This is a genomic window from Lacimicrobium alkaliphilum (assembly GCF_001466725.1).
Taxonomy (GTDB): domain Bacteria; phylum Pseudomonadota; class Gammaproteobacteria; order Enterobacterales; family Alteromonadaceae; genus Lacimicrobium; species Lacimicrobium alkaliphilum_B.
This window is the reverse complement of sequence record NZ_CP013650.1, coordinates 686,711-711,407: the sequence shown is the minus strand read 5'-3', so window position 1 is coordinate 711,407 and position 24,697 is coordinate 686,711. Positions and strand designations below refer to the sequence as shown.

The 24,697-nt window shown below is 50.8% G+C and carries 24 protein-coding genes; 8 read left to right on the top strand and 16 right to left on the bottom strand.

The annotated features are described in order from the left end of the window. Position 1 precedes the first annotated feature (1 nt). The 6 genes from AT746_RS03380 to AT746_RS03360 all read right to left on the bottom strand — a co-directional run bounded on the left by AT746_RS03380 (position 2) and on the right by AT746_RS03360 (position 5,836). Positions 2-1,351: a pyridoxal phosphate-dependent decarboxylase family protein gene (locus AT746_RS03380; RefSeq protein WP_062476430.1), complete on the bottom strand. Its 1,350-nt coding sequence runs from the start codon at positions 1,349-1,351 to the stop codon at positions 2-4. Positions 1,352-1,479: 128 nt separating this feature from the next. Continuing rightward, positions 1,480-2,574 carry a class I SAM-dependent methyltransferase gene (locus AT746_RS03375; RefSeq protein WP_062476427.1) on the bottom strand — a complete coding sequence of 365 codons (1,095 nt, stop codon included), beginning with the start codon at positions 2,572-2,574 and terminating at the stop codon, positions 1,480-1,482. Between the two features lie 91 nt (positions 2,575-2,665). Then, on the bottom strand, positions 2,666-3,382 hold the full coding sequence (locus tag AT746_RS03370; RefSeq protein WP_062476424.1) for an MbnP family protein: 717 nt from the start codon (positions 3,380-3,382) through the stop codon (positions 2,666-2,668). Further along, a complete protein-coding gene (locus tag AT746_RS03365; protein ID WP_062476421.1) occupies positions 3,372-4,493 on the bottom strand; it encodes a cytochrome-c peroxidase in 1,122 nt (373 codons plus the stop codon). Before AT746_RS03365 ends, AT746_RS03370 begins: the two co-directional genes overlap by 11 nt. A 21-nt stretch (positions 4,494-4,514) precedes the next feature. Then, the gene (locus AT746_RS19890) at positions 4,515-4,766 is read right to left on the bottom strand and encodes a hypothetical protein (RefSeq protein ID WP_197414318.1); all 252 of its coding nucleotides are present in this window, start codon (positions 4,764-4,766) and stop codon (positions 4,515-4,517) included. 77 nt (positions 4,767-4,843) lie between these two features. Then, on the bottom strand, positions 4,844-5,836 hold the full coding sequence (locus AT746_RS03360) for a hypothetical protein (RefSeq protein ID WP_197414317.1): 993 nt from the start codon (positions 5,834-5,836) through the stop codon (positions 4,844-4,846). 223 nt (positions 5,837-6,059) lie between these two features. Between AT746_RS03360 and AT746_RS03355 the strand changes: the two genes are divergently transcribed. The 3 genes from AT746_RS03355 to AT746_RS03345 are packed head-to-tail and all read left to right on the top strand — an operon-like array spanning position 6,060 to position 7,753. After that, positions 6,060-6,821 carry a methyltransferase family protein gene (locus tag AT746_RS03355; protein ID WP_062476418.1) on the top strand — a complete coding sequence of 254 codons (762 nt, stop codon included), beginning with the start codon at positions 6,060-6,062 and terminating at the stop codon, positions 6,819-6,821. Then, positions 6,821-7,165, top strand: coding sequence for a hypothetical protein (locus AT746_RS03350; protein WP_062476415.1), 345 nt, complete (start codon positions 6,821-6,823; stop codon positions 7,163-7,165). The genes AT746_RS03355 and AT746_RS03350 overlap by 1 nt, the downstream gene beginning before the upstream one ends. Positions 7,166-7,186: 21 nt before the next feature. Further along, positions 7,187-7,753: an alpha/beta hydrolase family esterase gene (locus AT746_RS03345; protein WP_062476412.1), complete on the top strand. Its 567-nt coding sequence runs from the start codon at positions 7,187-7,189 to the stop codon at positions 7,751-7,753. On the opposite strand, the gene AT746_RS03340 is transcribed toward AT746_RS03345, so the two are convergent. Next, positions 7,707-8,636 carry a LysR substrate-binding domain-containing protein gene (locus AT746_RS03340; protein ID WP_062476409.1) on the bottom strand — a complete coding sequence of 310 codons (930 nt, stop codon included), beginning with the start codon at positions 8,634-8,636 and terminating at the stop codon, positions 7,707-7,709. The genes AT746_RS03345 and AT746_RS03340 overlap by 47 nt on opposite strands. 98 nt (positions 8,637-8,734) lie before the next feature. On the opposite strand from AT746_RS03340, the gene metE reads away from it, so the two are divergent. Then, entirely contained in the window at positions 8,735-10,993 is a 2,259-nt protein-coding gene (metE, locus tag AT746_RS03335) for a 5-methyltetrahydropteroyltriglutamate--homocysteine S-methyltransferase (RefSeq protein ID WP_156413610.1), read from the top strand. Positions 10,994-11,565: 572 nt separating this feature from the next. Here metE and AT746_RS03330 read toward each other — a convergent pair. Next, the gene (locus AT746_RS03330) at positions 11,566-14,151 is read right to left on the bottom strand and encodes an EAL domain-containing protein (protein ID WP_197414316.1); all 2,586 of its coding nucleotides are present in this window, start codon (positions 14,149-14,151) and stop codon (positions 11,566-11,568) included. A 143-nt stretch (positions 14,152-14,294) separates the two neighbouring features. After that, positions 14,295-15,389 carry a cell division protein ZapE gene (gene zapE / locus AT746_RS03325; RefSeq protein WP_269465149.1) on the bottom strand — a complete coding sequence of 365 codons (1,095 nt, stop codon included), beginning with the start codon at positions 15,387-15,389 and terminating at the stop codon, positions 14,295-14,297. 255 nt (positions 15,390-15,644) lie between these two features. Here zapE and AT746_RS03320 point away from each other — a divergent pair, with 255 nt between their 5' ends. The 3 genes from AT746_RS03320 to AT746_RS03310 all read left to right on the top strand — a co-directional run bounded on the left by AT746_RS03320 (position 15,645) and on the right by AT746_RS03310 (position 18,772). After that, the gene (locus AT746_RS03320) at positions 15,645-16,103 is read left to right on the top strand and encodes a ZapG family protein (RefSeq protein WP_062476396.1); all 459 of its coding nucleotides are present in this window, start codon (positions 15,645-15,647) and stop codon (positions 16,101-16,103) included. Between the two features lie 93 nt (positions 16,104-16,196). Continuing rightward, the gene (locus AT746_RS03315; protein ID WP_082633136.1) at positions 16,197-17,570 is read left to right on the top strand and encodes a DegQ family serine endoprotease; all 1,374 of its coding nucleotides are present in this window, start codon (positions 16,197-16,199) and stop codon (positions 17,568-17,570) included. Between the two features lie 113 nt (positions 17,571-17,683). Then, positions 17,684-18,772 carry a trypsin-like peptidase domain-containing protein gene (locus AT746_RS03310; protein WP_062483913.1) on the top strand — a complete coding sequence of 363 codons (1,089 nt, stop codon included), beginning with the start codon at positions 17,684-17,686 and terminating at the stop codon, positions 18,770-18,772. 33 nt (positions 18,773-18,805) lie between these two features. Here the strand turns inward: AT746_RS03310 and murA are convergent, their stop codons facing one another. Genes murA through mlaF form a run of 7 tightly spaced genes read right to left on the bottom strand, consistent with a single transcriptional unit; the run spans position 18,806 to position 23,406 of the window. After that, entirely contained in the window at positions 18,806-20,062 is a 1,257-nt protein-coding gene (gene murA / locus AT746_RS03305) for a UDP-N-acetylglucosamine 1-carboxyvinyltransferase (RefSeq protein ID WP_062483911.1), read from the bottom strand. 5 nt (positions 20,063-20,067) lie between these two features. Continuing rightward, positions 20,068-20,325: a BolA family protein gene (locus AT746_RS03300; RefSeq protein ID WP_062476392.1), complete on the bottom strand. Its 258-nt coding sequence runs from the start codon at positions 20,323-20,325 to the stop codon at positions 20,068-20,070. A 29-nt stretch (positions 20,326-20,354) separates the two neighbouring features. After that, positions 20,355-20,651, bottom strand: a complete 297-nt coding sequence (locus AT746_RS03295; RefSeq protein ID WP_062476390.1) for an STAS domain-containing protein — start codon at positions 20,649-20,651, stop codon at positions 20,355-20,357. Next, positions 20,648-21,301 (bottom strand): phospholipid-binding protein MlaC, encoded by a 654-nt coding sequence (gene mlaC / locus AT746_RS03290; protein ID WP_062476387.1) that lies wholly within the window; start codon positions 21,299-21,301, stop codon positions 20,648-20,650. The genes AT746_RS03295 and mlaC overlap by 4 nt, the downstream gene beginning before the upstream one ends. A 53-nt stretch (positions 21,302-21,354) precedes the next feature. Further along, complete coding sequence (mlaD, locus tag AT746_RS03285; RefSeq protein ID WP_082633135.1) at positions 21,355-21,816, bottom strand: outer membrane lipid asymmetry maintenance protein MlaD; 462 nt, start codon at positions 21,814-21,816, stop codon at positions 21,355-21,357. A 16-nt stretch (positions 21,817-21,832) separates the two neighbouring features. Continuing rightward, entirely contained in the window at positions 21,833-22,609 is a 777-nt protein-coding gene (gene mlaE, locus AT746_RS03280; RefSeq protein ID WP_062476382.1) for a lipid asymmetry maintenance ABC transporter permease subunit MlaE, read from the bottom strand. Further along, the gene (gene mlaF / locus AT746_RS03275; protein ID WP_062476378.1) at positions 22,609-23,406 is read right to left on the bottom strand and encodes a phospholipid ABC transporter ATP-binding protein MlaF; all 798 of its coding nucleotides are present in this window, start codon (positions 23,404-23,406) and stop codon (positions 22,609-22,611) included. The genes mlaE and mlaF overlap by 1 nt, the downstream gene beginning before the upstream one ends. A 330-nt stretch (positions 23,407-23,736) precedes the next feature. Between mlaF and AT746_RS03270 the strand changes: the two genes are divergently transcribed. Beyond that, a complete protein-coding gene (locus AT746_RS03270) occupies positions 23,737-24,693 on the top strand; it encodes a calcium/sodium antiporter (RefSeq protein WP_062476375.1) in 957 nt (318 codons plus the stop codon). The last annotated feature ends 4 nt before the right edge of the window (positions 24,694-24,697 follow it).

Below are 24,697 nucleotides of genomic sequence, written 5' to 3'. Positions count from 1 at the left end.
ACTAAATTCCCGCTTTAGCAGCCGCCAGAATGGCAACTGCTGTATCAATGTCTTGTTCGGTTGTACGCCAGGAACAAACACTCAATCGCAGTGCCGGCCGCCCTCGCCAAACAGATTGACCAAACCAGATTTCGCCACTGGAAATCGCCTGTTCACGTACGGCCTGCGTTGCCTGATCGCTGTCTAGGCGCACCAGCACCTGATTTAATACGACCCGGTTCAGCAGGGTAAAACCGTTATCCTCAAGCCCCTGAGCCAGACGTTTGGCCAGGCGTACATATCTGTCACCCTGTTCAGCCAGCCCCTGGCGCCCCAGGCTGTGCAAAGCCGCCCAGATGGGAATACCCCGCGCACGCCGAGAGAATTCCAGACCTAGATTTTCCTGGCTATCCATACCCGAGCTTGAATATACCGCATTGCTGTTCATGGCCTCGGCCAGTGCAACAGCGTCTCTGCAAATACCAATAGCTCCATCGTAGGGCGTATTCAGCCACTTGTGACCGTCGGTGGTCCAGCTATCGGCCAGTTCAATACCATTAGTCAGGTGCCTGGTTTGACTGCTGGCCCTGGCCCAAAGGCCGAAAGCGCCATCAACATGCACCCAGGCGCCCGCCGCCTTAGCCCGGGGAATCAGCTCTGCAAAGGGATCACATTCACCGGTATTGACTTCTCCCGCCTGCAGGCAAAGGATGGTATCTGCATCAAGATCCGGTAAGGTTTGTGGATCCAGCCGGCCGTACTGATCTACCTTAGCAAACTCCAGGTGGTTGAGACCAAAACCCAACACCCGCAACGCCTTAATCACTGTAATATGCGCCAGTTCCGTCAATACTACCCGGATCGGGGGCGCTCCCGTCAGTCCTTGCCGATCCAGATCCCAGCCTTTTCGTTTCAGCAACGCCCTTCGGGCTGCATGCAGACACACCAGGCCACAGGCACTGGCCGACGTACCAAAGTTGACTGCACTTTCAGCTGGCAAGTCCAATGCTTCCAATACCAGCCGGGCAGCGGCCCGTTCGATAGCGTGAGCAACCGGTGAGGTCACGGCCGATGAGGCACATTGATCCCAGGCCAGAGCTAACCGTTCAGCCGCGGCAGCCACTGGCAGGCTGGCGCCCAACACAAAGCCGAAATAACGACCACCATTGGAGGCGACGGTAGCCTCTGAACCAAGCTTGTCGAGCATCGCCAGCGTCTCTGTTGGCGGCCGCCGTTGCTCGCTCAATGGCTGCTCAAACGCGGACAGACAGGCGATGGCCTGTTCGGACGGAAACGCCGGACGCTGCCCGATGTTATCGGTATAAACCCCCGCCTTGTGGTCGGCGTTTTTTAACAAGTCCAGTTCAGTCAAGGTTATTCTCTCTTCAACATGTTATTTCGACAGTATCGGCTCTGGTTCAGTCTGTATGTTAAAAACCTGCCGGCACCGAGCCCGAAGCAACACAGCTTTGTGCAAACTAAGCATAAGCTCTGCTGCTATTACACCTGAGAAACAAACCATACATTCATAGGATCGTGCTCAAGGCGATGGTGTTCTACGCTTCTGAAACCCGCACGAAGAAGCATGGTTTCAGCCGTTTCCCAGCCCCACATCGTACCCAGACCCTTTCCGCCCTGGCCTATTGACACTGGCGTACAATGAGCACAGGAAACGGCATAAAGCAGTGCTGAAAAAGGAAAATCCAGGTTATTTTCAAGCTTTGCGGAACCGCCAATATCCTGCATAAGGTAGGTGCCACCGGATTTCAGTGACATCTTTAGTCCGTCAATCAGATCCTGAGGATCCTTTTGATCATGCACCGCGTCAAAACTGGTAATAAAATCCCAGCGCTCTGCCTCCATGTAGCCGGTCAGATCCCTTTGCTCAAAGCGGATGTTGGTCAGTTTTCGTTCTTTTACCTGTGCATTGGCAAAGTCTATGGCATCGGCACAAAGATCATAGCCAACAAAACGACTGTTGGGATAATGTTCTGCCATTGCCAGCAATGCCGCCCCCCGGCCACAGCCTGCATCCAGTACATCAATACCCTGTTCCAACCTGGCCTGAATACCCGGCACCAGCGGCAGAATATGTTCAAACAGCCCTGCCACCACAGTTTGCCCGCTGTCTTCGGCCATAATCTGATGAAAACAGGGGTAGTCTCCATAACTGGTACCCTCGCCAGTTTTAAAACAGCGGATCATAGACTCTTCCATCTGCCCTAACAGCGAGGTGTGCTGGGCGAATACTGCCATATTACCCAGTTCGGCATCGGTGGTCAGACAGGCGGCATACTCCGCACAAAGGTAATAGGTCTTGTCTTCCGGGTTATAGGCCACAATGCCCGACACCACCATCACTGCCAGCCACTCACGAATATATCGTTCGCTAAGTCCTGTTTTCTCAGCAATCTGTTCACTGCCCGATGGCGGCATATCGGCCAGATGGTCAAATATTTTCAGCTTATGGCCCAGAGAAATCATCACTACCGTTGCGCCGGTGTTGAGCATTTCACCAAGGCGCTCGGCAAAGTTTTCTGCTTTTGTCTGATCAAAGTCCTCGGTCTGATCAATGGCTACATTCATATCTGTCATTTTATTTACCCTCGTTATCCTGTGGCTTACTGGATAACGGAATACAACAGCTAAAAGTGACAGAATTCAGCTTAATTTACTTATATGGCACTCATTCAACCAGTCTGAACATGGCGGCATAATTGTCGGCCATCAGGCGTGCATCATCAGGGTCAAACTTAATGCCCGGTAAGTGGGCAGGATCCAACTTATGCACACCATCGAAGAGTTTCTCAATGTCCAGACTCAGCGTCATCACTCCCTCCTGTAAATGCCGGGAATTAAGCGCAAACTGCAGACTGCGGAGGTTCTCACTGAAGCCGACATGATAGACCAACGGCGTAAACTGCTGATCATTTACCAGCCCTCCTTCGAGTACCAGAAATTTGTAGCCCGCGTCCCAGCTCCAGGCCATCTGGCTATTGGGGTCGAGATCCCCCCGCAACTGGATAGAATGATTAGCCTGCTCATCCACTCCTATATTCAGGATCAGGCTGTGGTATTGATAAGCTGGTATGTCTGTCAGGATCACACTGTCCTGATTAGCGGTCTGACTGAATTTAAGCAAATGATAACTGTCCGCTACCTGATGACGATAGTCGTCAGCCACCAGTTCAATATTACTGATAAAGAAGCGCAGATTGCGCACACTGAAGCGCCCTTCTCCTAAGGGGTTAGCATAATCAGCACTTTCGATCACCAGGGGCTGTGTGCCCACTAAAGGTTTGAACCGCAGAGTCAGTCGTTCGGTTTGTGCCGGTTTGAGTGCCAATACGCCTAGAGCAACTGCCACAAAAAGTAATATCAGAATAATGAGTTTATTGTTCATTGGAAATGTCCTTGTCTGGATCGGAAAAGGCCGCGTTGGTCAGAAAGTCCTGATCTGTGAGGGTATGCAGAAAGGCCAGCAATGCCTGTTTTTCTTTTTCGCCGAGCCCCAGGCCCGGAGACTGAGGTTGGTTAAGATCACGGTTGTCTGCCTCAGATATCAACGGGCTCAGGGTACTGCTATACCTGATGCCGTGATTATAATGATCAATGACCTGTTCAAGGGTATCGAAACGGCCATCATGCATATAGGGCGCCGTCACAGCGATATTGCGCAGCGTCGGTGTTTTAAACCACCCCCGATGCGCAGGATCTCCGGTCACCGCCTGCAGGCCCGGTTTAAGCTCGGATTCCTTATCCAGGCCATTGTTGGAGAAACCATCCAAACCATCACTGAAGCCTCCTGTCAGAAACTGGCTGTGACAATCTATACAGTTGGCACCACGCAGACTGGCTTTGACATCGGGATGAGCCATAAATAATTTGCGGCCCAGTTCTTCCTGCTCACTGAGCCTGATTTCTCCACGCAGAAACTGATCGTAACGGGAATTGGCTGAAATCAGGGTGCGCATAAAAGAGGCGATAGCCTTAGCCATTGCCTCAATACTTGTCTCTCCATAAGCTCGACGAAAAGCCTGCGGATACTCAGGGTGTTGCCTGAGTTCTGATAGCAGCTCATCCAGGTCCTGGCCCATCTCATCCGGATGCTGTACAGGTCCCAGCACCTGCTCTTCCAGGCTGGTACTGCGGCCATTCCAGAAAAAACGCTCAGGGCCCCACATCAGATTAACCAGCGCCATACTGTTAAATTCAGTGGGCTTGCCGGATACGCCCACAGAGCGGGCCTTGCCATCACTAAACGCCTTCTCCTGCATATGACAATCGGCACAGGAAACCTGGTTATTGGCCGATAACAATGGGTCATAAAACAGTTTGCGACCCAGCGTCACGCCCTCTTCGGTCAGTGGGTTATCCTTTGGTACACTGAACTTGCCGAAGACAAAGGGCGCCTTAAAGTTTTGCAGCGGCGTCGGCGCCGGGATAAAAATCCCGGCCCGTTCAATCAGATACCAGCCAAGCAATCCAATCAACAGAATCAGGTAGCGCCACATAAGCTAATTCACGCTCACTGATCAGTGGTGGTGGACAAAGCCTGAGCCAAACAAGGCTTCGATATTTTCCACGCCCTTACCATACCTGTCTTTGAAGCTGACCCTGGCCAGTCGCTCGTTATTATCGAGATCTGTGACCGTGACAGTGTGAGCATTAAGACTGGCGATAAAGTCTATATCGGTTGGATCATTGGCGGCAGCATCCCCCAGATTCAGCAGATTATTCTGTACCGCAATCAGATTACGCCCTGAGCGGGAACTGTAAAAAATCATATGGTGGGCGCCAGCCTCGGCCTCAATATCGTCGCCACTTGGGACAAGATCAGGCAAACTGGCCAGATCATAGCGTTTTACAACCCTGGCAGGCCATGACTGATAAACAACTCAGTTTCGTTACCGTAAAATTCCAGTGGTACACCTGTGCCATTGCTGGCGCCGTCATACAACACCTCAGGAGTACCGAAAGTCTTTGTCTTTTCATCGTAGGCTATACGCCTGGTTTCAGAGCCCTGCAAAGTATTGACTAATAAGGCAGGCTCCGCATCTGGCACGATGCTGGGACGCACAAAAAGCACTTCAACAGGCGCCGACGGTGAACCATCAGGTTGAACAGATTCCAACACGATATTTTCTATCGGCTCAAAGCTGTTCAGATCGATAACGGTAATGCTGTTACCCACTCCCTTCCCAAGCTCGGGATGACTTGTCGAAGTCACCACCATACGATCACCATAAGCAGAGATTCCATGGGGATACATGATAAAAGGCTCATTGCCTGTGCTCTGATTTTGTCGCGCCTCAATCACTTTGATCACGGCGTTGGTTTGGGCATCGAAGACGCCCACAGAACCACAGTCTGCCTGTTCAATGCCGGTCCCCCCCATAAAGGTGACAAACATGTACTCGGTACCATTGACCTGATGCCACATGATGTCTTCCCCTACCTGCTGACCATCAGTATTGAGGCACTCAACCCCCTGAATGACGGGCGCTCCTGACGCATCGCGTTCCAGATCAATCTCAGCAAGGCTACACTTTGGGTCCAGTCCCGTGGCGTATAAACGTCCCATCGGGCTGTAATAAAGGTGATGCAGTGGTTCATCGAGATCAGGGAGCTCATATTCACTGAGGATATCGCCGAAATTATCCGCTTCCGGATCCAGCTCGACTATGGCCACACTGTGATGAGTATCCAGTGTCGGCAAGCCCCGTAACAGCACCATGGCCTGACTTTCTTCACGAACTTCAGAGTCATCGTCATCGGAAGCCGGTGCACAGGCCGTAACAATGCCAGCAGCAGCCAGTGTGGCTGCCAGACGGATTAAAAACTTGGATTTCAACATTATATTTCCTGCTGTTGTTCTGAATTAAGGTTTCTTAAGGCTTACGCAGAAAACAACAGGAATTGTGCCACCAACAGGTGAAAATAATTGATGGGCAGGAAAGACCAGCCAGGTTCAATACAGCAAACTCAACCACTAAGGCTGTGCGAACTCCTGAATTGAAACTGTCACTCTTCGCGATTCGATGTCGTTAGGTATATGTGAACGAAACAGAGGATTACATATGCCAAAACGATTATTTATTCTTATTTATGCACTCGGCGGATATCTGGCCGGGATGCTGAGCCTGTTATATCTGATGGGCTTTATCATCAATATCGGTGTGCCCAAGGGCATCGATGACGGTGAATCCGGCGCATTATGGCTATCTGTGCTAGTCAACGCCGGTTTGATCGGTTTGTTTGGCTTACACCATTCGCTGACTGCCCGCACCCGCTTCAAGCTATGGCTGAAATCCTATCTGCCTGTGCCCGCCCAGCGGGCGACCTATCTGTATTTCACCGCGCTGATGACCGCCATACTGGTAATATTCTGGCAACCCATCGACACGGTGATCTGGGCGGTCGACCAACCACTGGCCGTCACTCTGTTCCTATGCCTTTACCTGTTTTTCTGGGGTCTGATGGTGATGTGTTCCTTTCCAATCGGGCACTTCCACCTGCTGGGTCTGGCTCAGGCATGGAACCATTTTCTTAAAAAGCCGGATGTCGAACCGCCCTTCTCAACAAAGTTTCTATACGCTCTGGTCAGGCACCCTATATCCAGTTGCTGGATTCTGATTGCCTGGTGTACCCCCGTTATGACCGCAGGACACCTGGTTTTTGCTATTGGCGTTTTAATTTACATCCTTCTGGCTACCCCTTATGAAGAAAAGGATCTGGTCCGGGAGATCGGCCCTGACTACCTTAAATATCAGAGCCAGGTTCCTCCTTTTATGCCTGCTCTACTGCCCAAAAATCAACAATCTGAGAAGGAGAATGGTTAATGAAATATCTGATTCTATTGCTATTTTTTATTGGCAGCTCTGTCATTGCAACTGAGCCACAGGGGGGCCGGCTGCAGGCAAACACCAGCGAAAACACCGCTGTTAACGAAGTTCAGGAAATCAAAATATCAGGTACAACTCGTCAGTACCGGCTATTTATTCCTTCAGGGCTAAGTAAACCTGAAGCTATCCTGTTTGACTTTCATGGCTCCGGCAGTCATCCAGAGCAGCACCTTAGCATTACTCATATGCAAAAGGTTGCTGAAGATTTACAGGCCTTATTAGTGCTGCCAAAGGCCGCCCGCCCTTTTCCCAGAGGCGGCTTTACCTGGAATGTGCCCTAGTCGTCCGAATACGGTGATGATGTGCAGTTAAGCCTGGAGATCATTGCTCACCTGCAAACAAGATTCGATCTGGCCGATTTACCCATTTTTGCAACGGGTTTTTCAGGAGGAGCAAGAATGGCTTCCGAGCTGGCCTGCAAGGCATCTGACAAAATCACGGCGGTGGCTCTGGTGGCTGGTATCCGGCAACCGGAGCTGGATGGAGAGCAATGCCGGGGCAATGGCTCACCCTCCATACTCTCCTTCCATAGTCTGAATGATGGCATCAATCCTTATCAGGTGGATGCTCAAACCACCAGCCCGCCATACTGGCTGTATGGTGTGGAAGACGCGTTGAAAGCCTGGGCAAAACGGCATGACTGTTCCGCCAAACCCAGCACCAGAATGCTCATGGGTAGCATCACACAGTTCAGCTACCGTCTCTGTCGTGACAACAGCGCACTGATCTCCTACGTTCTGTCTGAAGGTGGTCATACCTGGCCTGGCAGCCCGTTCCCTTTCCCTGAATATCTTGGCCAGACTAATATGGAAATTGATGGGACTAAATTGATTGGGGCGTTTTTTCAGAAGAGACTGGCTGAGAGGTAAGCAACTGCCGGAAATTACTGCGAACAACAGGCAGAAATTCCTGTATCTTCTGCCTGTTGGCAGGCTGATAGGCCCCATAAAGGGTTTTTCTCAGCCCCTGCTGCCCCAGTGGGCGGGAGCACAACAGCTGCTGGCGATCGAAATCTTTTACCAGCCAGTCCGGCACCGCAGCCACCCCCAGGCCCGCCGCCACCATCTGCAACATCACCGAACTGTTAGCCACGGTTTTGACGCTCTGTGGATGGCATTTTGCCGGCTGCAGAAACTGACGGAACAGATCCAGTTTCGACAGCGGCACGGGGTAAGTCAGTAAGCGCCTGTTTTTCAGATCTTCGGGCTGAATAAAAGACTGTTCTGCCAGCTCATCCTGCAGCCCCATTACCAATACCAGTTCAAAGTCTCCCAGGGCTTCATACTCCAGACCTTCTGCGGCGACTCTGTCATCGGTGAACAGCAGATCCAGAGACTGGCGTTCCAGCTCGGTGATACCGTCAAACAGGTTTTCTCCCTGAAGATCGACACTGACGTCAGGATAGCGCCGGTTAAACTCAGTGATCGCCGGTAACAGCCACTGAAAGCAGGCATGGCATTCAATGCCGATACGCAGTTCCTCGGTGGCCTGAGCACCGCTTTTTATTTCCGCTTCCACCTTGTTAACCCTGGGGACCACCTCACGGGCCAGATTGAGTAACGTAAGTCCAGAGGCAGTGAAACGCAGTGGCTCACTCTTGCGTTCAAACAGCCGCTCTCCGATGCGTGATTCCAGTTCCTTAAGCTGATGAGACAAGGCCGACTGACTGACAAACAGCAGATCTGCCGCGCTGGCAAGGTTACCGCCCCGCTCCAGGGCCAGCATCGTCTTTAAATGTTTCAGCTCGAGCATGATGAAAATTCTTCAGGTTGCACGTGAAAATCTTGCGCTTGTAGCAAACAGGGATGCCGGTAAATATACACGTCTAGATGGCTAAAAGGAACGAACAAATGAAACTACACACGCTCGGCTTTCCCCGCATCGGTACCAGAAGAGAATTGAAATTTGCCCTGGAACAGTACTGGCAAGGCAGGATCAGTAAGCAAGAGTTTTTGCAGACCGGCGCCGACATTCGCCGGCAAAACTGGGCAATACAACAGCAAGCCGGCATTGAATTACTGCCGGTTGGGGATTTTGCCAATTATGATCATGTACTTAATACCAGTCTCTACCTTGGCATCATCCCTCAGCGCTTTGCCAGGGATAGTGATAGTAGTGACAAGCTGGATCTGGAATTTCGTATTGCCCGGGGCCGCGCACCTACCGGCTGTGCCTGTGCCGCGTCAGATATGACCAAATGGTTTAACACCAACTACCACTATATCGTGCCGGAACTGAGCCAGCAGTTAGATATCCGGGTGGATATTCAGCCCTTGCTTGAGCAGATTGAAGAAGCAAAGAACCTTGGCCATGAGTCCAAACCTGTGTTGCTGGGGCCGCTCAGCTACCTGTATTTAAGCGCCTTTGAAGGCGATAAACTGCAACTGTTACCGCAACTTCTGGCTGGCTATCAGCAAATCTTCGATAAACTCAATAGTGCCCGTGCTGGCTGGCTGCAAATTGATGAACCCATACTCGGTCTGGAGCTGGATGCAGACTGGCAGAAAGCCTTTCGACAAGCCTATGGTGAGCTGCGTCAGGGCAGCCTTAAATTACTGCTGACCAGCTATTTTGCCAGCATCGATCACCACCTCGATCTGATCGCCTCCCTGCCCCTGCACGGTGTTCACATTGATTGTGTGGCCGAACCAACAGATATCCAGCTCACCATCGATATGCTGCCACGCCACTGGGTGGTCTCTTTGGGCGTGATTGACGGGCGCAATATCTGGAAGAGCGATCTCAGCGCTTTGTATCAGAAACTGGAGCCGCTTTATGCACAACTAAACGGCAGAACCTGGCTGGCGCCGAGTTGCTCACTGTTACATTGTCCGGTGGATCTGGAGCAGGAAGATAAGCTGGATCCGCAAATCAAAAGCTGGCTGGCCTTTGCCAGTCAGAAATGTCAGGAATTGTCGTTACTGAAACAGGCATTGCTGACAGGTGACACCGCTGCTATTGAACAGTACTCGGCCCCGGTTAAGGCCAGGTTAGTCTCAGCACAGGCTGTCAATACCGCACTCAGAGAGCGGATCGGCAGCCTTACACAGGTACAGCGCGCCGAGCCCTATGCAGTGCGCAAACAAAAACAACAGTCACTGGCCTTGCCGCAACTGCCCACCACTACTATCGGCTCTTTCCCGCAAACCGCAGAAATTCGTCGGCTCAGAGCCGCTTACAAGCGTAAGGAACTCAGTAGCGAGGAATATATTCAGGCTATGCAGCAACAGATAGAGGACTGCATTGCCCGTCAGGAAGAAATCGGACTGGACGTGCTGGTGCACGGAGAGCCGGAGCGCAATGATATGGTCGAATATTTTGCCGATTTCCTCGACGGCGTCACCAGCACCCGTTATGGCTGGGTACAGAGTTATGGCTCCCGCTGTGTCAAACCACCGGTCATTTACGGGGATATCACCCGCAAGCAGGCCATGACCACCGACTGGCTGAGCTATGCGCAATCCCTCACCGACAAACCAGTAAAGGGCATGCTGACCGGTCCGGTGACGATCTTATGCTGGAGCTTTGTGCGCGATGACTTAAGCCGCGAGCAGGTGGCCCGGCAGATTGCCCTTGCCGTCAGTGATGAAACAGAAGATCTGATTAACGCAGGTATCAAAATTATTCAGATAGACGAACCTGCCATTCGCGAGGGCATGCCGGTTAAACACAGTCAGTGGCAGCAATATCTTGACTGGGCGGTTGCCTGTTTCCGTCTGGCCTGTGCCAGAGCGCCGGCCGATGTCCAGATCCACAGTCATATGTGCTACTCAGAATTCAACGATATTCTGGATGCCATCATTGCCCTGGATGCCGATGTGCTGACGGTGGAAACGTCCCGTTCCAATATGGTGCTGCTGGATGCCTTTAAGCACAAAGCCTACCCCAATGATATCGGCCCGGGCGTGTATGATATTCATTCGCCCAATGTGCCGGACACGGGCTGGATAACCGACTTGCTGAAAAAGGCGCTGGAAGTGGTACCGGCCGAGCGACTGTGGGTGAATCCGGACTGTGGCCTGAAAACCAGAGGCTGGCAGGAAACCCGTGCCGCCCTGACCAATATGGTTACCGCTGCGCAGCAACTCCGGGCCGAACTGGCGAAATAATTACAGTAGGTTGTAACTTTTAAATTAACCACAGAGGCACAGAGAACACAGAGAACACAGAGGGAATATCGGCTTAAGCCCCTCTGCGTCTCTGCGGTTAAATTTCCTTTTCGTGCCTTTCGTGTTTTTCGTGGTTGAAGGCTTTTTTACCACAAACCACACGAAAAGGACGAAACAACAGCTTGTTGATGCAGTAATTCACCGCTGGCCCTTAGCGCCCATTCCGCATTTCTCTGTGTCTTTGCGCCTCTGCGAGAGAATAAGAGAAAAGATAGTGATCTCGCAGGGGCGCAGAGGTCTTAAAGGTGAGGAAAGATAAAAGTCTCAGCACCTTTGCATGAGGAAACTACACAGATTGACACTATTAGCCCAATAAATTTGGCCCTTCATGGTATTGCCCTTCTCCGTGTTCTCTGCGGCTCTGTGGTGAGAAATCTTTTTAAACCTTCTGCGTTAAATTTCTTTGTCAAAGGTCGCTGGATGCCCGATAACGGCATTCGGGCATGACACAAACCGTTAAATCCACTGCGCTCTTTGTATCTCTGTTTTGAACATCTCTTTTCACGTAGTTATCACAGGCTGGTTAACCAGTGTGCCTCCGGTGCGGGGCGACCAAAATAGTAGCCCTGGAAGGCCTGGCAACCGAGCTCTTTTAGCCTCTGGGCCTGTTCAGGTGTTTCCACTCCTTCTGCGATAACCTTCAAATCCAGGCTTTTCCCCAGCGCCACTATAGTACTGACAATGGCCTCATCGTTGGGGTCTGAAAGTAAGTCTCTGACAAAAGTCTGGTCTATTTTAAGCTGGCTCAGAGGTAAACGTTTGAGATAACCCAAAGATGCGTAACCGGTGCCGAAATCGTCTAACGAGAAGCTGATCCCCATGCCTCTGAGCAGGTTCATCTTATTGATGGTATTTTCCAGATCATCGATCAACAGGCTTTCGGTGATTTCCAGCTCCAGATAGCGTGGCTCGATGCCGGTTTGGGTAATACAATACTCCACATGCTCAACAAAATGCGGATGATAAAACTGACGGGCGCTGATATTCACCGCCAGGGTTAAATCGGCCATAGCCTTGTTTTGTTGCCAGCCAGCCAACAATCTGCACGCCTGCAGCATAACCCATTCACCTAAAGGAACAATCTGGCCACTGGCTTCGGCCACCGGAATAAAGTCCGCCGGTGATATCCAGCCCATGTCAGGGTCCTGCCATCGCAGCAGTGCCTCCATGGCAAACACCTGATGCCCTTCATCCAGTTGTGGTTGCAGATGAAGTTGCAGATTACCTTCTTCCAGCGCTTTACGCAGTGCCGCCTCCATCTGACTTTGGTGGTTGACTTTGGTCTGCATCACCGGGTTATAGAAGCGCATGGTGTTACGCCCGGCGTCCTTGGCATCACATAAGGCCAGGTCGGCTTCTTTTAGCAAGGTTTCCACACTGCCATTAGCATCAGAGAACATCACCACACCGATACTGGCTGAACCGCTGAATGGCACTCCATTCAGTTCATAGGGCTGCGACACTTTGTTCAGCAACACTCTTGCCTGAGAGGTGGCAAAATTGACTGCGCTGTCCATATTCTTGCCCAGTCCCTCAAGCACCAGCAAAAACTCGTCCGCACTCAAACGCCCTAGAGTTTCTTTACCATGCAGCCCCTCACCGAGTCGCTGAGCGACCTGCTTTAACAACAGATCACCGGCGGCATGGCCCTGTGTGTCATTCAGTGTCTTAAAGTTATCCAGGTCGATCAGCAATATGGCGCCTTCACTACCACTATTTTTTGCGTGCATCAGCGCCTGATGCAGCCTGTCCAGCAGCAAGCGACGATTGGGTAATTCGGTCAGAGGATCAAAATAGGCCAGTTGATGCAGTTCCTGCTGCGCCTGACGGTATTCACTGATATCCGTGGCGATACCACATAGGGCATAAATCTTACCCTTTGCGTCCCTGAGCGGCAGCTTAACTGAGACACAGGTCATTTCACTGGTGCCATCAGCCAGTGTATCGGTCTCTTCAGTGGTTACCCGTTCTCCGGATTCGAGCACACGGTTATCGACATCTCTGAGCATCTCACAGGTTTGCGCATCAAAGAACAGCTCATCAGTCTGACCGATAATCTGCTCTTCTTTCAGTCCAAACAAGTCACAAATCTTCTGATTGACATATTGATAGCGTCGCTGTTTGTCCTTAATAAATACAAAGGCGTCCACACTATCCAGAATTGTTGTCAGTCTGGCCTCACTGGCGCGCAGATGATCACCGATACGGGCAATCCTGCGTCTGAGTAACTGTCCGATCAACAGTGCCAGCAACAAACCGAGAATCAGCGCCGCCATCAGCCACCAGACAAATACCGGAACAATATTGGTCTGCGGCAGGCTCCACTTTTCCAGCACAGAGAAATAAGGAGAATCAGGGTCCTGCTTCCAGTTTTGCAGATAACGATCCAGCGTTGTCAGAACAGACGCATGTTGCCTGGGAGGGGCAACATAGAACAACTTATTCGGCAGAAACATCACCGGAGAGGTACTCAGGTTTAATTTGCTGGCCAGTTGCTCACCCACATACTGATTTGACGCCACCACATCGGCCCTGCCCTCACTGATCGCTTTAAAACTCTGTACGATATTCTGCTGAGGCACCCAGGTCACCCGTAGCTCAAAACTACTGACCAGGTTCTCCAGATAGCTTTGTTGAACTGACCCTTGCAATACAGCCAGACGCTTGTCCTGCAAATCGAGCAGGCTGGCCAGTTTCAGATCTTTCTTCCCATACAGCTGCGACCAGCTCATCAGGGCCGGAACCTGATGAAACGCCATCTTATCCGCTCTGTCTTCGGTCCAGGCCACATCCGGCAAGATATCGATTTCACCCTGCTCAACCCATTGCAGACATTGATCCCATTGGCATTGCACCGCTTTCAGTTGCCAACCTTCACGTGCAGCCACCTCCGACAACAGATCGCCGAGAATGCCACTGACGCGGCCCTGATCATCGGCAAAAATCTTGGGCGGGTTAGAATATACGCCCACATTCAGGGTCAAAGGCTCACTGGCAAAGCCGGGGCTTGCGAAAATACAACCGATCAGAACCTGCCATAACGCCATCCGGACTGGCTTTCTGAGCGTTCCCTGATTGTGAGGTAAAGTACTGTTCATCCATGTTACCTATAGTCGTTTTGCAGCAAGACACTGATAAAAAAGCATTGAATTTCAATGATTTTGCCACTAATTCTGGCGAACCACCAGATGTATAATGAGTGGCGTTAACCTGTTGATACGTACCGGATATAGCGATAGATCTAAGGCAAATGTTCCAGCGCAAGATAATCGTGAGACTGCATTTCCTTTAGACGGCTTAAACAACGGTTAAACTCAAAGTTCAGCCGCCCCTGGCTGTAGAGTTTATCCATTGCGACGTCCGCCGAGATAATCAGCTTGACGTTACGTTCGTAGAATTCATCCACCATGGCAATAAAACGCCTGGCTATGTCATCATTATGCTGACCCATCTGCGCTACATTTGCCACCAGCACAGAATGATAACAACGGCTAATTTCCATATAGTCAGACTGGCTTCTGGGACCATCACACAAGGCCTTAAAATCAAACATCACCACGCCATCGGCCTCACGCAGGCTCTGAATCTGACGTCCTTCGATATCAATAGGCTGATTTTCACAACCTTCTTCCGGTGCCAGTTGAGCGAAATAGCGATACAGATTCCTGTTGGCGTCCTCATCCAGCGGATAATGGTAGATCTCGGCCTGCTCCAGCGTGCGCAAACGATAGTCAGTACCACTGTCCACATTGACGACTTGGGTATGTTGTTTAATCAGCTCGATGGCCGGTAAAAAACGGGCCCGTTGCAACCCGTTTTTATACAGCTCATCCGGGGGAATATTGGAGGTGGCCACCAACACCACTCCCTGGCCAAACATCTCCTGCATCAGTGTTCCCAGGATCATGGCATCGGTGATATCGGATACAAAGAACTCATCAAAACAGAGTATTCTCGCCTCTCTGGCCAGACGTCGGGCAACAATTTTCAGCGGATCGGATTCACCGCTTAAGGATTTCAGTTCCTGATGCACCCTGTGCATAAAACGGTGAAAGTGAATACGCATCTTGCGCTCAAACGGCAGGCATTCGTAGAAGGTATCCACCAGATAGGTTTTACCCCGCCCTACGCCGCCCCAGAAATACAATCCTTTTACCGTCTTTTGCGGCTGCTTTTTCAGTAACGCTTTCAGACGACTTTTCAGACTCATGTCTGGCTGCATTTGCAGCAACTCATCATACAGAGTCTGCAAATGCGCTACTGCGTTTTCCTGGGATTTGTCGTGCACAAAGTCGTCGCTGGCCAAATCCTGCTGATACTTTTGCCATGGCGTCATCTCATGCATAGTCCACATCTTGAATAAAAATAAATTGGCCGCATAGTTTGCTCAGCGGGTATTATACCAAACGGATTATCCCGGATTCAGCATTGATCGTCTATGCGTCAACTGCCGGATGGGGAATCATACTACATCTGTGCTTCACAAGTGTTTTTTTGCCAGCAATAAGGCTGAAACCAGCAAAGTTGCCACCAGGTTTCCGTGAGTTCAGGTATGATAGATTAATGCATTAATGCGATTTCAGGAGTGGTTATGGATTGGATTATCGGAATATTACTATTGCTGTGCGGTACCATCGTCGGCTTTTTCGTCGGCCGCTTTGTTACCCAGCGCCAATCGGGCAGCTCATCGGGCCTGCACCTCGAGAAAGAAATCAAAAGTATGTTGTCTGAACAGGGCCACATACATGTCAATGAATGCCGTCAGGTACTCGAGGCCATGGAGCAGCAAAGTGAACAGTTAAAACAACAGCTGGATCACTATGAAGCGCTACTCGCACAGACCGATGATGAAGACAAAGAGTCAGCTCAGCTCAGCTATTTTGGTGATCAGGCTTCGGCTTATTTGCGTAATCAGGGTAAACCGCGCAAACAACAGAATCAGGCGCCAGACTACCAGCCCAGAGACTATCCCAGTGCCAGTTCCGGATTATTCAGTGGTAAGTCCGGCGATAGTGTTAGTACAGGGAAAGCCGCCGAAGAGCATAAATAACAGGATAATTCACCACTGTTTTCATTGAACTTTAGTTCCTTCAATTGAGTCTGTTAGACAGTTTATTTGATTCGCTTTGGAGTAATAGCAACAATGAACAAAACCTTTATCAGTGTCATCTTTGCAAGCACAATGGCTGTCTTTGCAGCCTTTTCAACTGCCCATGCGGCATTGCCTTTTTTTAATTCCGACAAGGATGAAATTCCCTCTCTGGCACCCATGCTGGAAGAGGTTAAACCTGCCGTGGTGAGCATATCTGTCGCCGGTACCCAGGTCTCCCGTCAGCGCGTACCTGAGATGTTCCGCTTTTTCTTTGGTCCCAATATGCCCGACGAACAAGTGCAGGAACGTCCGTTCCGCGGGCTTGGCTCAGGCGTCATCATCGACGCAGAGAATGGTTATGTGGTTACAAACAATCATGTCGTTGATAAAGCCGATGAAATTGTGATTATGCTTATCGATGGCCGTGAACTTGAAGCCAAAAAGATAGGCTCAGATGAACAAAGTGATATCGCCCTGTTACAGGTGAAGGCTGACAACCTAACAGCCGTTAAACTGGCTGACAGCGATAAACTCAGAGTCGGTGACTTTGCGGTGGCCATCGGTAATCCTTTTGGCCTGACTCAGACGGTCACCTCGGGGATCATCAGCGCACTGGGGCGCAGCGATCTTAATATCATGGGTGGTGGCGGTTATGAAGATTTTATTCAGACCGATGCGGCCATTAACCGGGGTAACTCAGGAGGCGCGCTGGTCAATCTGCGTGGTGAACTCATTGGTATCAATACGGCTATCTTCGGTCCGAACGGCGGCAATGTCGGCATTGGCTTTGCCATTCCGGTGAACATGATGAAAAGCCTCACCAGCCAGTTGATTGAGTTCGGCGAAGTTCGCCGCGGCCTGCTGGGAATTCTTGGGCAGGATCTGGATTCAGATCTGGCCAAGGCCATGGATCTGAATATCAATCAGGGTGCCTTTGTCAGAGAAGTGAATAAAGACTCAGCGGCACAACAAGGTGGTATAGAGCCAGGGGATATCATTACTGCCATTAATGGCAAATCGATCCGCAGTTTCACAGAACTTCGGGCCAAAATAGGTACTCTTGGTGCCGGTACAGAAGTGGAGCTCACCCTTATCCGCAACGGTAAATCGCGGGACGTCACCGTAGTGCTGGGGGATTACACTCAACAAAATGTGACAGCCAGCCAGGTTCATCCCTTCCTTGAAGGTTCAACCTTGTCTGACGGTGAAACCAAAGATGGCATCAGCGGTGTTAAGGTCTCAGAAATTCAGCCCCGCTCCCCTGCAGCCAGACTGGGGCTTCAGGATGGCGATGTGATTGTTGGGGTCAACCGTCAGCGTATCACCAGCGTCAGCGAATTGCGCAGTTACCTTGAGGACAATGAAGGGGTTATTGCCCTGAACGTAAAACGGGGCAGCAGCTCCCTTTACCTGGTCATTCGCTAAAACTTTCCTCTCAAAAGGCGGGCCAACAGGGCCCGCTTATTCCAATCTGCCTATCAAAACCGTTATGACAATGCTATTCTCTGGCCAATTTCTGAAAGAGTTCTGTATTGACCGTGACTGACAAAAACTGGGGCGCATTCTTATTTAAATCCATCCTGCTGGGACTGATCATTGCCGTGGTGCTGCTGCTGACGGTACCGGAACTGCGTAACGGTTCAGGATTGTCACTGAAAATATTTGACAGTAACGCCTCGCAACCCGCGCCGATGAGTTTCAGCGACGCCATTGCGAATGCCGCTCCTGCCGTAGTGAATATTTACAGCACAGGCTATGACAACCGCCCGCTGCTATATCGCCGCCAACCGGTAGAACGCACCAGCCTTGGTTCAGGGGTAATTATGACCGCCAGCGGTCATATTCTTACCTGCTACCATGTGATCAAAGATGCTGAGTACATTAACGTTATCCTCCAGGACGGCAGGGTAATGGATGCACAACTGGTCGGTCAGGATCCACATACGGATCTGGCTGTGCTTAAAGTTACCCAGGATAACCTGCCGGTCATACCTCAGACCGAAACCCCAAATACGCGGGTGGGTGACGTAGTACTGGCTATAGGTAATCCGTACAACCTCGGTCAGACTATCACTCAGGGCGTCGTCAGTGCCACCGGTCGGGCTGGATTAAGTAACTATGTGAGCAGCGCCAACTATGCGGATTTTATCCAGATGGATGCGGTACTCAATGAAGGCAATTCAGGCGGCGCGCTGGTAGACAGCAACGGTACCCTGGTGGGGATCAATAACGCCAACTTTAAGACTCTGGATCATAACCGACGCATCAAGGATGTGGCTGGCATTTTCTTTTCGGTTCCCTATGCCCTGGCGAAACGGGTGATGGACGACATTATCGCCCATGGCCGTGTTATCAGGGGCTATCTGGGCATCAGTGGCAGCGAATATATTGACCAGCCTGGCATCCTGGTGACCGGAGTAGATCCTAATGGACCCGCAGCAAAGGCCGGCATCAAGACTCAAGATGTGATCATGAAAATTGACGGCAAACCCATAGAGAGCGCCTTTAAAACGCTGGATTTGGTGGCCGAAACGCAGCCAGGCTCCAAACTCACCTTCGAATTACAGCGGGATGAAGAGGTTCTGAAAACCGAAGTAACCATTACCGAACTGGCCAGTAATGGCTAATTCCAATCAGATTGATATAAGAGGCATTAGCGGCTAGTTCACCCGCCGGATCTTCGCACCCAGGGCACCAAGCTTGATTTCAATCTTTTCGTAACCGCGATCCAGGTGGTAGATACGATCCACCAGCGTCTCTCCTTCAGCAACCAGACCAGCAATCACAAGGCTGGCAGAAGCACGTAAATCTGTCGCCATCACTTGCGCCCCGGTAAGGGCTGAATTGCCCCGGCAAACGGCACTGTTAGCCTCCAGATCTATTCTGGCACCCATTCGCTGCAGTTCCGGAACATGCATAAAGCGGTTTTCAAAAATAGTTTCCGTCACCACACCGGTACCCTGTGCTACAGAGTTCAGCGCCACGAACTGGGCCTGCATATCCGTAGGGAAGCCCGGATGAGGAGCGGTCTTAATATTCACACTGCTCAGGGTTCTGCCCTGCATATCCAGTTCAATCCAGTCCTGTCCGGTGGTAACTTCAGCACCGGCCTCGCGCAATTTGGCAATTACCGCCTCAAGCGTATGGGCTGCGGCTTTTTCACAACGTACCTTACCCCCGGTCATCGCTGCGGCAACCAAAAAGGTACCGGTCTCAATCCTGTCCGGCAGTACACTATGCGCACATCCTTTCAGTGCGCTGACTCCCTGTATACGGATATTATCGGTTCCGGCACCGGTGACTTTCGCTCCCATACTGTTCAGGCAATCGGCCAGATCAACGATCTCCGGTTCACGGGCTGCATTTTCCAGTATGGTTTCACCTTCGGCCAGTACCGCTGCCATCATCAGATTTTCGGTAGCGCCGACACTGACCATATCCATAAAGATTCTGGCACCTTGCAGGCGGCCGTTAACCCGGGCCGTGATATAACCGGCATCCACGTCGATTTCAGCCCCCATACGTTCCAGTCCGGCAAGGTGCAGATTGACAGGGCGGGCCCCAATGGCACAGCCGCCAGGCAATGAAACCTGAGCCTCTCCGTGCTTCGCCAGCAATGGTCCGAGTACCAGAATGGACGCGCGCATGGTTTTAACCAGCTCATAGGGCGCCACCAGATTGCTGATATGACCGGCATCGATAATCACCTTATCACCAGTGGATTTCACCCCGGCACCCAGGCGCTGCAGCAGGTCAAGGCTGGTCTTCACATCGCGCAGGGCCGGCACATTGGTAAAAGTACAGGGTTCATCTGTCAGCAAACTGGCCATCAACAAGGGTAACGCCGCATTTTTGGCCCCGGAGATCTGCACCGAACCCAACAGTGGGCCATTGCCCTGAATTAATAATTTTTCCATCAACATCACTCCGGCATGATGAACTTGCGTTCAGTTCGCCATTGCTCTGGAGTAAAGGCTTTAATGGTCAGGGCATGGATACTGCCATCGGCGATCTGTGCCGAAAGCGGAGCGTAGATCATTTGTTGTTTTTTGACGCGGCTGGCGCCGGCAAAAATCTCGCCGACAGCAATCACCTGATAGTGAGAGCCTTCGCCTTTAACGTAAAGCTCAGTCAGCTCAAGGGCTTGTCTGAGCAGGGTTTCAATTTCATCTGTTTGCATAGAACAACTTATGGCTTGCGGTGGGCCGCTTATTGTAACGGTAAAAGCTCCTGAACGTCGCTGATTTTTGCCAGCTTTAACAGGGTTTCAGGAACATTCTCAAGTTGCAGACTAACAGATTTATGACGAGCCTGGGAGACCAGATCGATCAACCAGGCCAGTCCTGCCATATCGGCCCGGGAAACCTCGGCCAGGTTCAGTTTCAATCTGTCCTGCTGCCAGAATTGCGCCTGGCTGTCCTCAACCTGAGTCAGATTATCCCGGGTAAAGTCACCACACAGACAAAACTCTCCCGTGGCGGTGCTTTCAAGACGCAATGCACTCACGCGTCATCCTCTTTTTTGTCAGTTTCAAGACGGATTGGCTGCTGGTTTTTTTCCTTGAGTAACGCAATAACCGCATCTATGCCTTCCTGACGAATAATCGATTCGAACTCACTTTGCTTACTGGACAACATACTGATGCCCTCAGCAACCATATCGAAAGCACGCCATTCTTCAGTACGGCTGTTCTTGCGCACCTTAAAGGAAATATTGATATCCGGCTTGCCCTGCTCCCTGACTACCGCCCGCACTGTGACCATCTTGTCGTCGCTATAATCCTTGCCAGGTTCAAACTCAACGACCTGGTCATCATACTGGGCCATAGCCAGCGCATAAGTGGTAACCAGATAATTACGAAACTCCTGAATATATTCAGGAATTTTATCCTGTGGTACTGATTTAAAGTGCCTGCCGAGCACCTTCAGGGCGGCAAACTTGTAATCCACATAAGGCAACAGCTCTTCTTTCATGATATCGCGCAGGATCTCGGGATTCTTTTCAATCTCAGGGCGCTCCGCTTTGATCCGGTCAAAGGTCTTGGTTGCCACTTCAGACAGCAACTGATACGGGTCTTCAGGCTCCTGAGCCTGCACACTGAAAGTCAGACTGATGGCCAATACCATCACCCCTTTTATTAACCATTTTACGCTCATAATATCACTCCGTTTAAAGATAAATGCCTGCAACCCTGCGCTCTAACTCAGATTTAATCCCGGTTAAACAGAAACTGTCCAATTAAGTCTTCCAGTACCAGCGCCGACTTGGTATCTGCGATATAGTCGCCCGGCTCCAGCGGTTCTATACCATCAATAGTAAAGCCCGGCTGTAATCCCACATACTGCTCCCCCAACAGACCGGAGGTAAGGATAGAAACTGACGTGGTTTCGGGAAAACCTTTGTATTCTGCGGAGATTTCTAATGTCACGACCGGAGTGTAATCATCGTCATCCAGGCTAATCCGGCCTACCCGGCCAATTACTACTCCGCCCAGCTTAATTGGGGAACGAACCTTGAGCCCACCGATATTGTCAAACTTGGCTTTCAGTTCGTAGGTTTCACCATCGCCGGTGATACCGGCATTGGCCACTTTAAGCGCCAACAACAGCAGGGCGGCGATAGCCAATGCCACAAACAACCCCACCATTATTTCAATTTTCCTTGAATTCATTGTCATTCCTCTGTCACTAACTGCCGAACATTAATGCCGTAAGTACAAAATCCAGTCCCAATACTGCCAACGATGAGTAGACTACAGTTTGAGTCGTGGCCTGACTGATTCCTTCTGAAGTGGGAATACAGTCATACCCTTTAAAAACCGATATCCAGGTCACCACAAAGGCAAACACGATGCTTTTGATCACACCATTGAGAACATCCTGATTGAAGTCTACCGCCGACTGCATTACCGACCAGTAACTGCCCGCATCCACACCCAACCAGTCGACCCCGACCACCTGGCCACCGAGAATCCCCACTGCGCTGAATATCAGCGCCAGCAATGGCATGGATATCAGGCCAGCCCAAAGCCGCGGTGCAATCACCCTTCGCATCGGATCCACTGCCATCATTTCAAGACTGCTTAGCTGCTCTGTGGCTTTCATCAGCCCGATTTCTGCCGTCAATGCCGAACCCGCACGGCCGGCAAATAACAGTGCCGTCACCACAGGGCCCAGTTCACGCAGCAATGACAGCGCCACCATCGGCCCGAGACTTTCTTCAGCACCGTAATCCACCAATACCGTGTAAGCCTGCAATGCCAGTACCATGCCGATAAAGGCCCCGGACACCAGAATGATCAATAAAGACTGCACACCCACAACATACAGTTGCTTGATAGTAAGAGGGAACATTTTCAGCGGCTGGGGTTTGGCCACCACGGCGCTGAACAACAAATAAGTCGCCCGACCCAATCCGGCAAGACGACCAAGTGTTTTATTACCCAGTTGTGCAAACCATTCCATTAATTTGCCTCCAGTAAATCTTGTTCAAGGCTGTTGGCCGGGTAATGAAAAGGCACCGGCCCATCGGCTTTACCTCCGAGAAACTGCTGCACCAGCTCTGATTCATGCTGCCTTATCTCTTGAGGGGTACCCTGACCAATGATTTTTTTATCAGCCAGAATGTATACATAGTCCGCTATGGACATGACTTCTTTGACATCGTGAGTGACCACAACACTGGTGAGACTAAGCGCATCGTTGAGGGCCTTAATGAGTTTCACCAGCACCCCCATTGAGATCGGATCCTGACCGGCAAATGGCTCGTCATACATAATCAGTTCCGGATCCAGTGCAATGGCTCTTGCCAGTGCAGCCCGCCTGGCCATGCCCCCTGATAGTTCACTTGGCATCATTTGCGCAGCACCACGCAATCCAACAGCCTGAAGCTTCATTAATACCAGGATATGGATAAGACGTTCGGACAGATCAGAATGCTCCCGTAACGCGAAGGCCACATTATCGAATACGGTCATATCAGTGAACAATGCACCGCTTTGAAACAACATGCTCATCTGGCGGCGAACCTGAAACAACCGGCTGCGTGTCATACCCGGAATCGACTCATCCTTAAAACGAATATCGCCACTATCCGGACGCAGTTGCCCGCCAATCAGCTTCAGTAAGGTGGTCTTTCCTATGCCGCTGGGTCCCATAATGGCTGTGGTCTTTCCCTTTGGGATGGTGACAGAAATATTGTCATAAATCTGTTTATCCCCCCGAGAAAAGCTCAAATTTTCGATCTTTATCAGGTCTTCCATTCTCTAATCCGGTTTTCTGGCTGTTGTTCGCTCAGGCAGCCTGTTGTGTGGCGTATTGTACTGTTTTTCAAGGGGCAGTGAAAAAGTTAAAAAGTAATAAGTTGTGTTCTAAATAATGAGACAGTCCAACATGATTAACGGATAGGCTTAGTAAAGAGTGACAAACCCGGGAATCGTTCAATAGCGAACCTGATGAATTGTAAACGATAGCGTTTACTTTTTCAATTTGCTTTACCTTATCACTGATTTTATTGCCACTTGGCTCTGGCATAGGCAAAGCCACGGGTATTTGCGACAATCACAGGCATCCAATGGCTGACCCATTTATCTATGCCAATCACACATAGTGTTATCTTCATTGTCGGTTTGCTGGTACTGAGTTGGAGCGCAGACCGTTTTGTCACCGGGGCTGCTGGGCTGGCGGCCTGTTTTGGCATCCGGCCGATGCTGATCGGCATGACCATCATGGCCATGGGCTCTTCAGCGCCGGAGATTCTTGTGGCCATCAGTGCGTCTTTATCAGGCAAGAATAACCTGGCCATAGGTAATGCTATCGGCTCCAATATTGCCAATATCGGGCTGGTGCTGGGTATGACTGCCATGCTCAGACCCCTGCAGGTGGCTTCTGTAACGCTGAAACGCGAAATGCCTGTGGTACTGGCTGTGTCTGTGATTGCTGCTTTTTTACTGGCCGACAGTTTTCTTTCCCGCACAGAAGGTGGCCTGCTTCTGGCCGTATTCGTCGCCACTATTGGCGCGCTGATAGGGTTGTCTTTAACCGCAGGAAGCAGTGATCCGCTGGTTCAGGAACTTACTGCAGAGGTCAATACACGTCACAAACCAATTAACTATCTGCTGTGGCTGTTGATCGGTATGATACTGTTGCCGGTGAGCGCCCACTATATGGTAGATTCGGCTTTGGCCATTGCCCATTTCTATGGGATCAGCGATCTTGTGATTGGCCTGACCATCATCGCTATTGGCACCAGTTTACCGGAATTGGCAGCTTGTATCGCAAGCGTGCTTAAAAAAGAGCAGGATTTGGCCCTTGGCAATATACTTGGGTCCAATATTTTTAATATACTGGCGGTGCTGGCGATGCCTGCCCTGCTCTCACCGGGCAAAATTGATCCCCAGGTGATACACCGGGACGTGCCAGTGATGTTATTACTGACAGGCTTGCTGATCTTTTTCAGCTTTGCCATCAGGGGTAAAAGACGAATTGAAAACTGGCAGGGTGGATTGCTGCTGGCGGCATATATCGCGTTTCAGGTCAGTTTATTATAAAAGA

What these genes read in the sequence shown, in the direction of transcription:
- mlaF (WP_062476378.1), bottom strand. Translation starts at nt 23,406, where the DNA reads ATGGAAGACCTGATAAAGATCGAAAATTTGAGCTTTTCTCGGGGGGAT.
- AT746_RS03370 (WP_062476424.1), bottom strand. Translation starts at nt 3,382, where the DNA reads ATGAACAATAAACTCATTATTCTGATATTACTTTTTGTGGCAGTTGCT.
- AT746_RS19890 (WP_197414318.1), bottom strand. Translation starts at nt 4,766, where the DNA reads ATGATTTTTTACAGTTCCCGCTCAGGGCGTAATCTGATTGCGGTACAG.
- mlaE (WP_062476382.1), bottom strand. Translation starts at nt 22,609, where the DNA reads ATGGAATGGTTTGCACAACTGGGTAATAAAACACTTGGTCGTCTTGCC.
- AT746_RS03330 (WP_197414316.1), bottom strand. Translation starts at nt 14,151, where the DNA reads ATGAACAGTACTTTACCTCACAATCAGGGAACGCTCAGAAAGCCAGTC.
- AT746_RS03375 (WP_062476427.1), bottom strand. Translation starts at nt 2,574, where the DNA reads ATGACAGATATGAATGTAGCCATTGATCAGACCGAGGACTTTGATCAG.
- AT746_RS03300 (WP_062476392.1), bottom strand. Translation starts at nt 20,325, where the DNA reads ATGCAAACAGATGAAATTGAAACCCTGCTCAGACAAGCCCTTGAGCTG.
- murA (WP_062483911.1), bottom strand. Translation starts at nt 20,062, where the DNA reads ATGGAAAAATTATTAATTCAGGGCAATGGCCCACTGTTGGGTTCGGTG.
- AT746_RS03355 (WP_062476418.1), top strand. Translation starts at nt 6,060, where the DNA reads ATGCCAAAACGATTATTTATTCTTATTTATGCACTCGGCGGATATCTG.
- metE (WP_156413610.1), top strand. Translation starts at nt 8,735, where the DNA reads ATGAAACTACACACGCTCGGCTTTCCCCGCATCGGTACCAGAAGAGAA.
- mlaC (WP_062476387.1), bottom strand. Translation starts at nt 21,301, where the DNA reads ATGAGCGTAAAATGGTTAATAAAAGGGGTGATGGTATTGGCCATCAGT.
- mlaD (WP_082633135.1), bottom strand. Translation starts at nt 21,816, where the DNA reads ATGAATTCAAGGAAAATTGAAATAATGGTGGGGTTGTTTGTGGCATTG.
- AT746_RS03350 (WP_062476415.1), top strand. Translation starts at nt 6,821, where the DNA reads ATGAAATATCTGATTCTATTGCTATTTTTTATTGGCAGCTCTGTCATT.
- AT746_RS03270 (WP_062476375.1), top strand. Translation starts at nt 23,737, where the DNA reads ATGCCAATCACACATAGTGTTATCTTCATTGTCGGTTTGCTGGTACTG.
- AT746_RS03315 (WP_082633136.1), top strand. Translation starts at nt 16,197, where the DNA reads ATGAACAAAACCTTTATCAGTGTCATCTTTGCAAGCACAATGGCTGTC.
- AT746_RS03365 (WP_062476421.1), bottom strand. Translation starts at nt 4,493, where the DNA reads ATGTGGCGCTACCTGATTCTGTTGATTGGATTGCTTGGCTGGTATCTG.
- zapE (WP_269465149.1), bottom strand. Translation starts at nt 15,389, where the DNA reads ATGACGCCATGGCAAAAGTATCAGCAGGATTTGGCCAGCGACGACTTT.
- AT746_RS03340 (WP_062476409.1), bottom strand. Translation starts at nt 8,636, where the DNA reads ATGCTCGAGCTGAAACATTTAAAGACGATGCTGGCCCTGGAGCGGGGC.
- AT746_RS03360 (WP_197414317.1), bottom strand. Translation starts at nt 5,836, where the DNA reads ATGTTGAAATCCAAGTTTTTAATCCGTCTGGCAGCCACACTGGCTGCT.
- AT746_RS03320 (WP_062476396.1), top strand. Translation starts at nt 15,645, where the DNA reads ATGGATTGGATTATCGGAATATTACTATTGCTGTGCGGTACCATCGTC.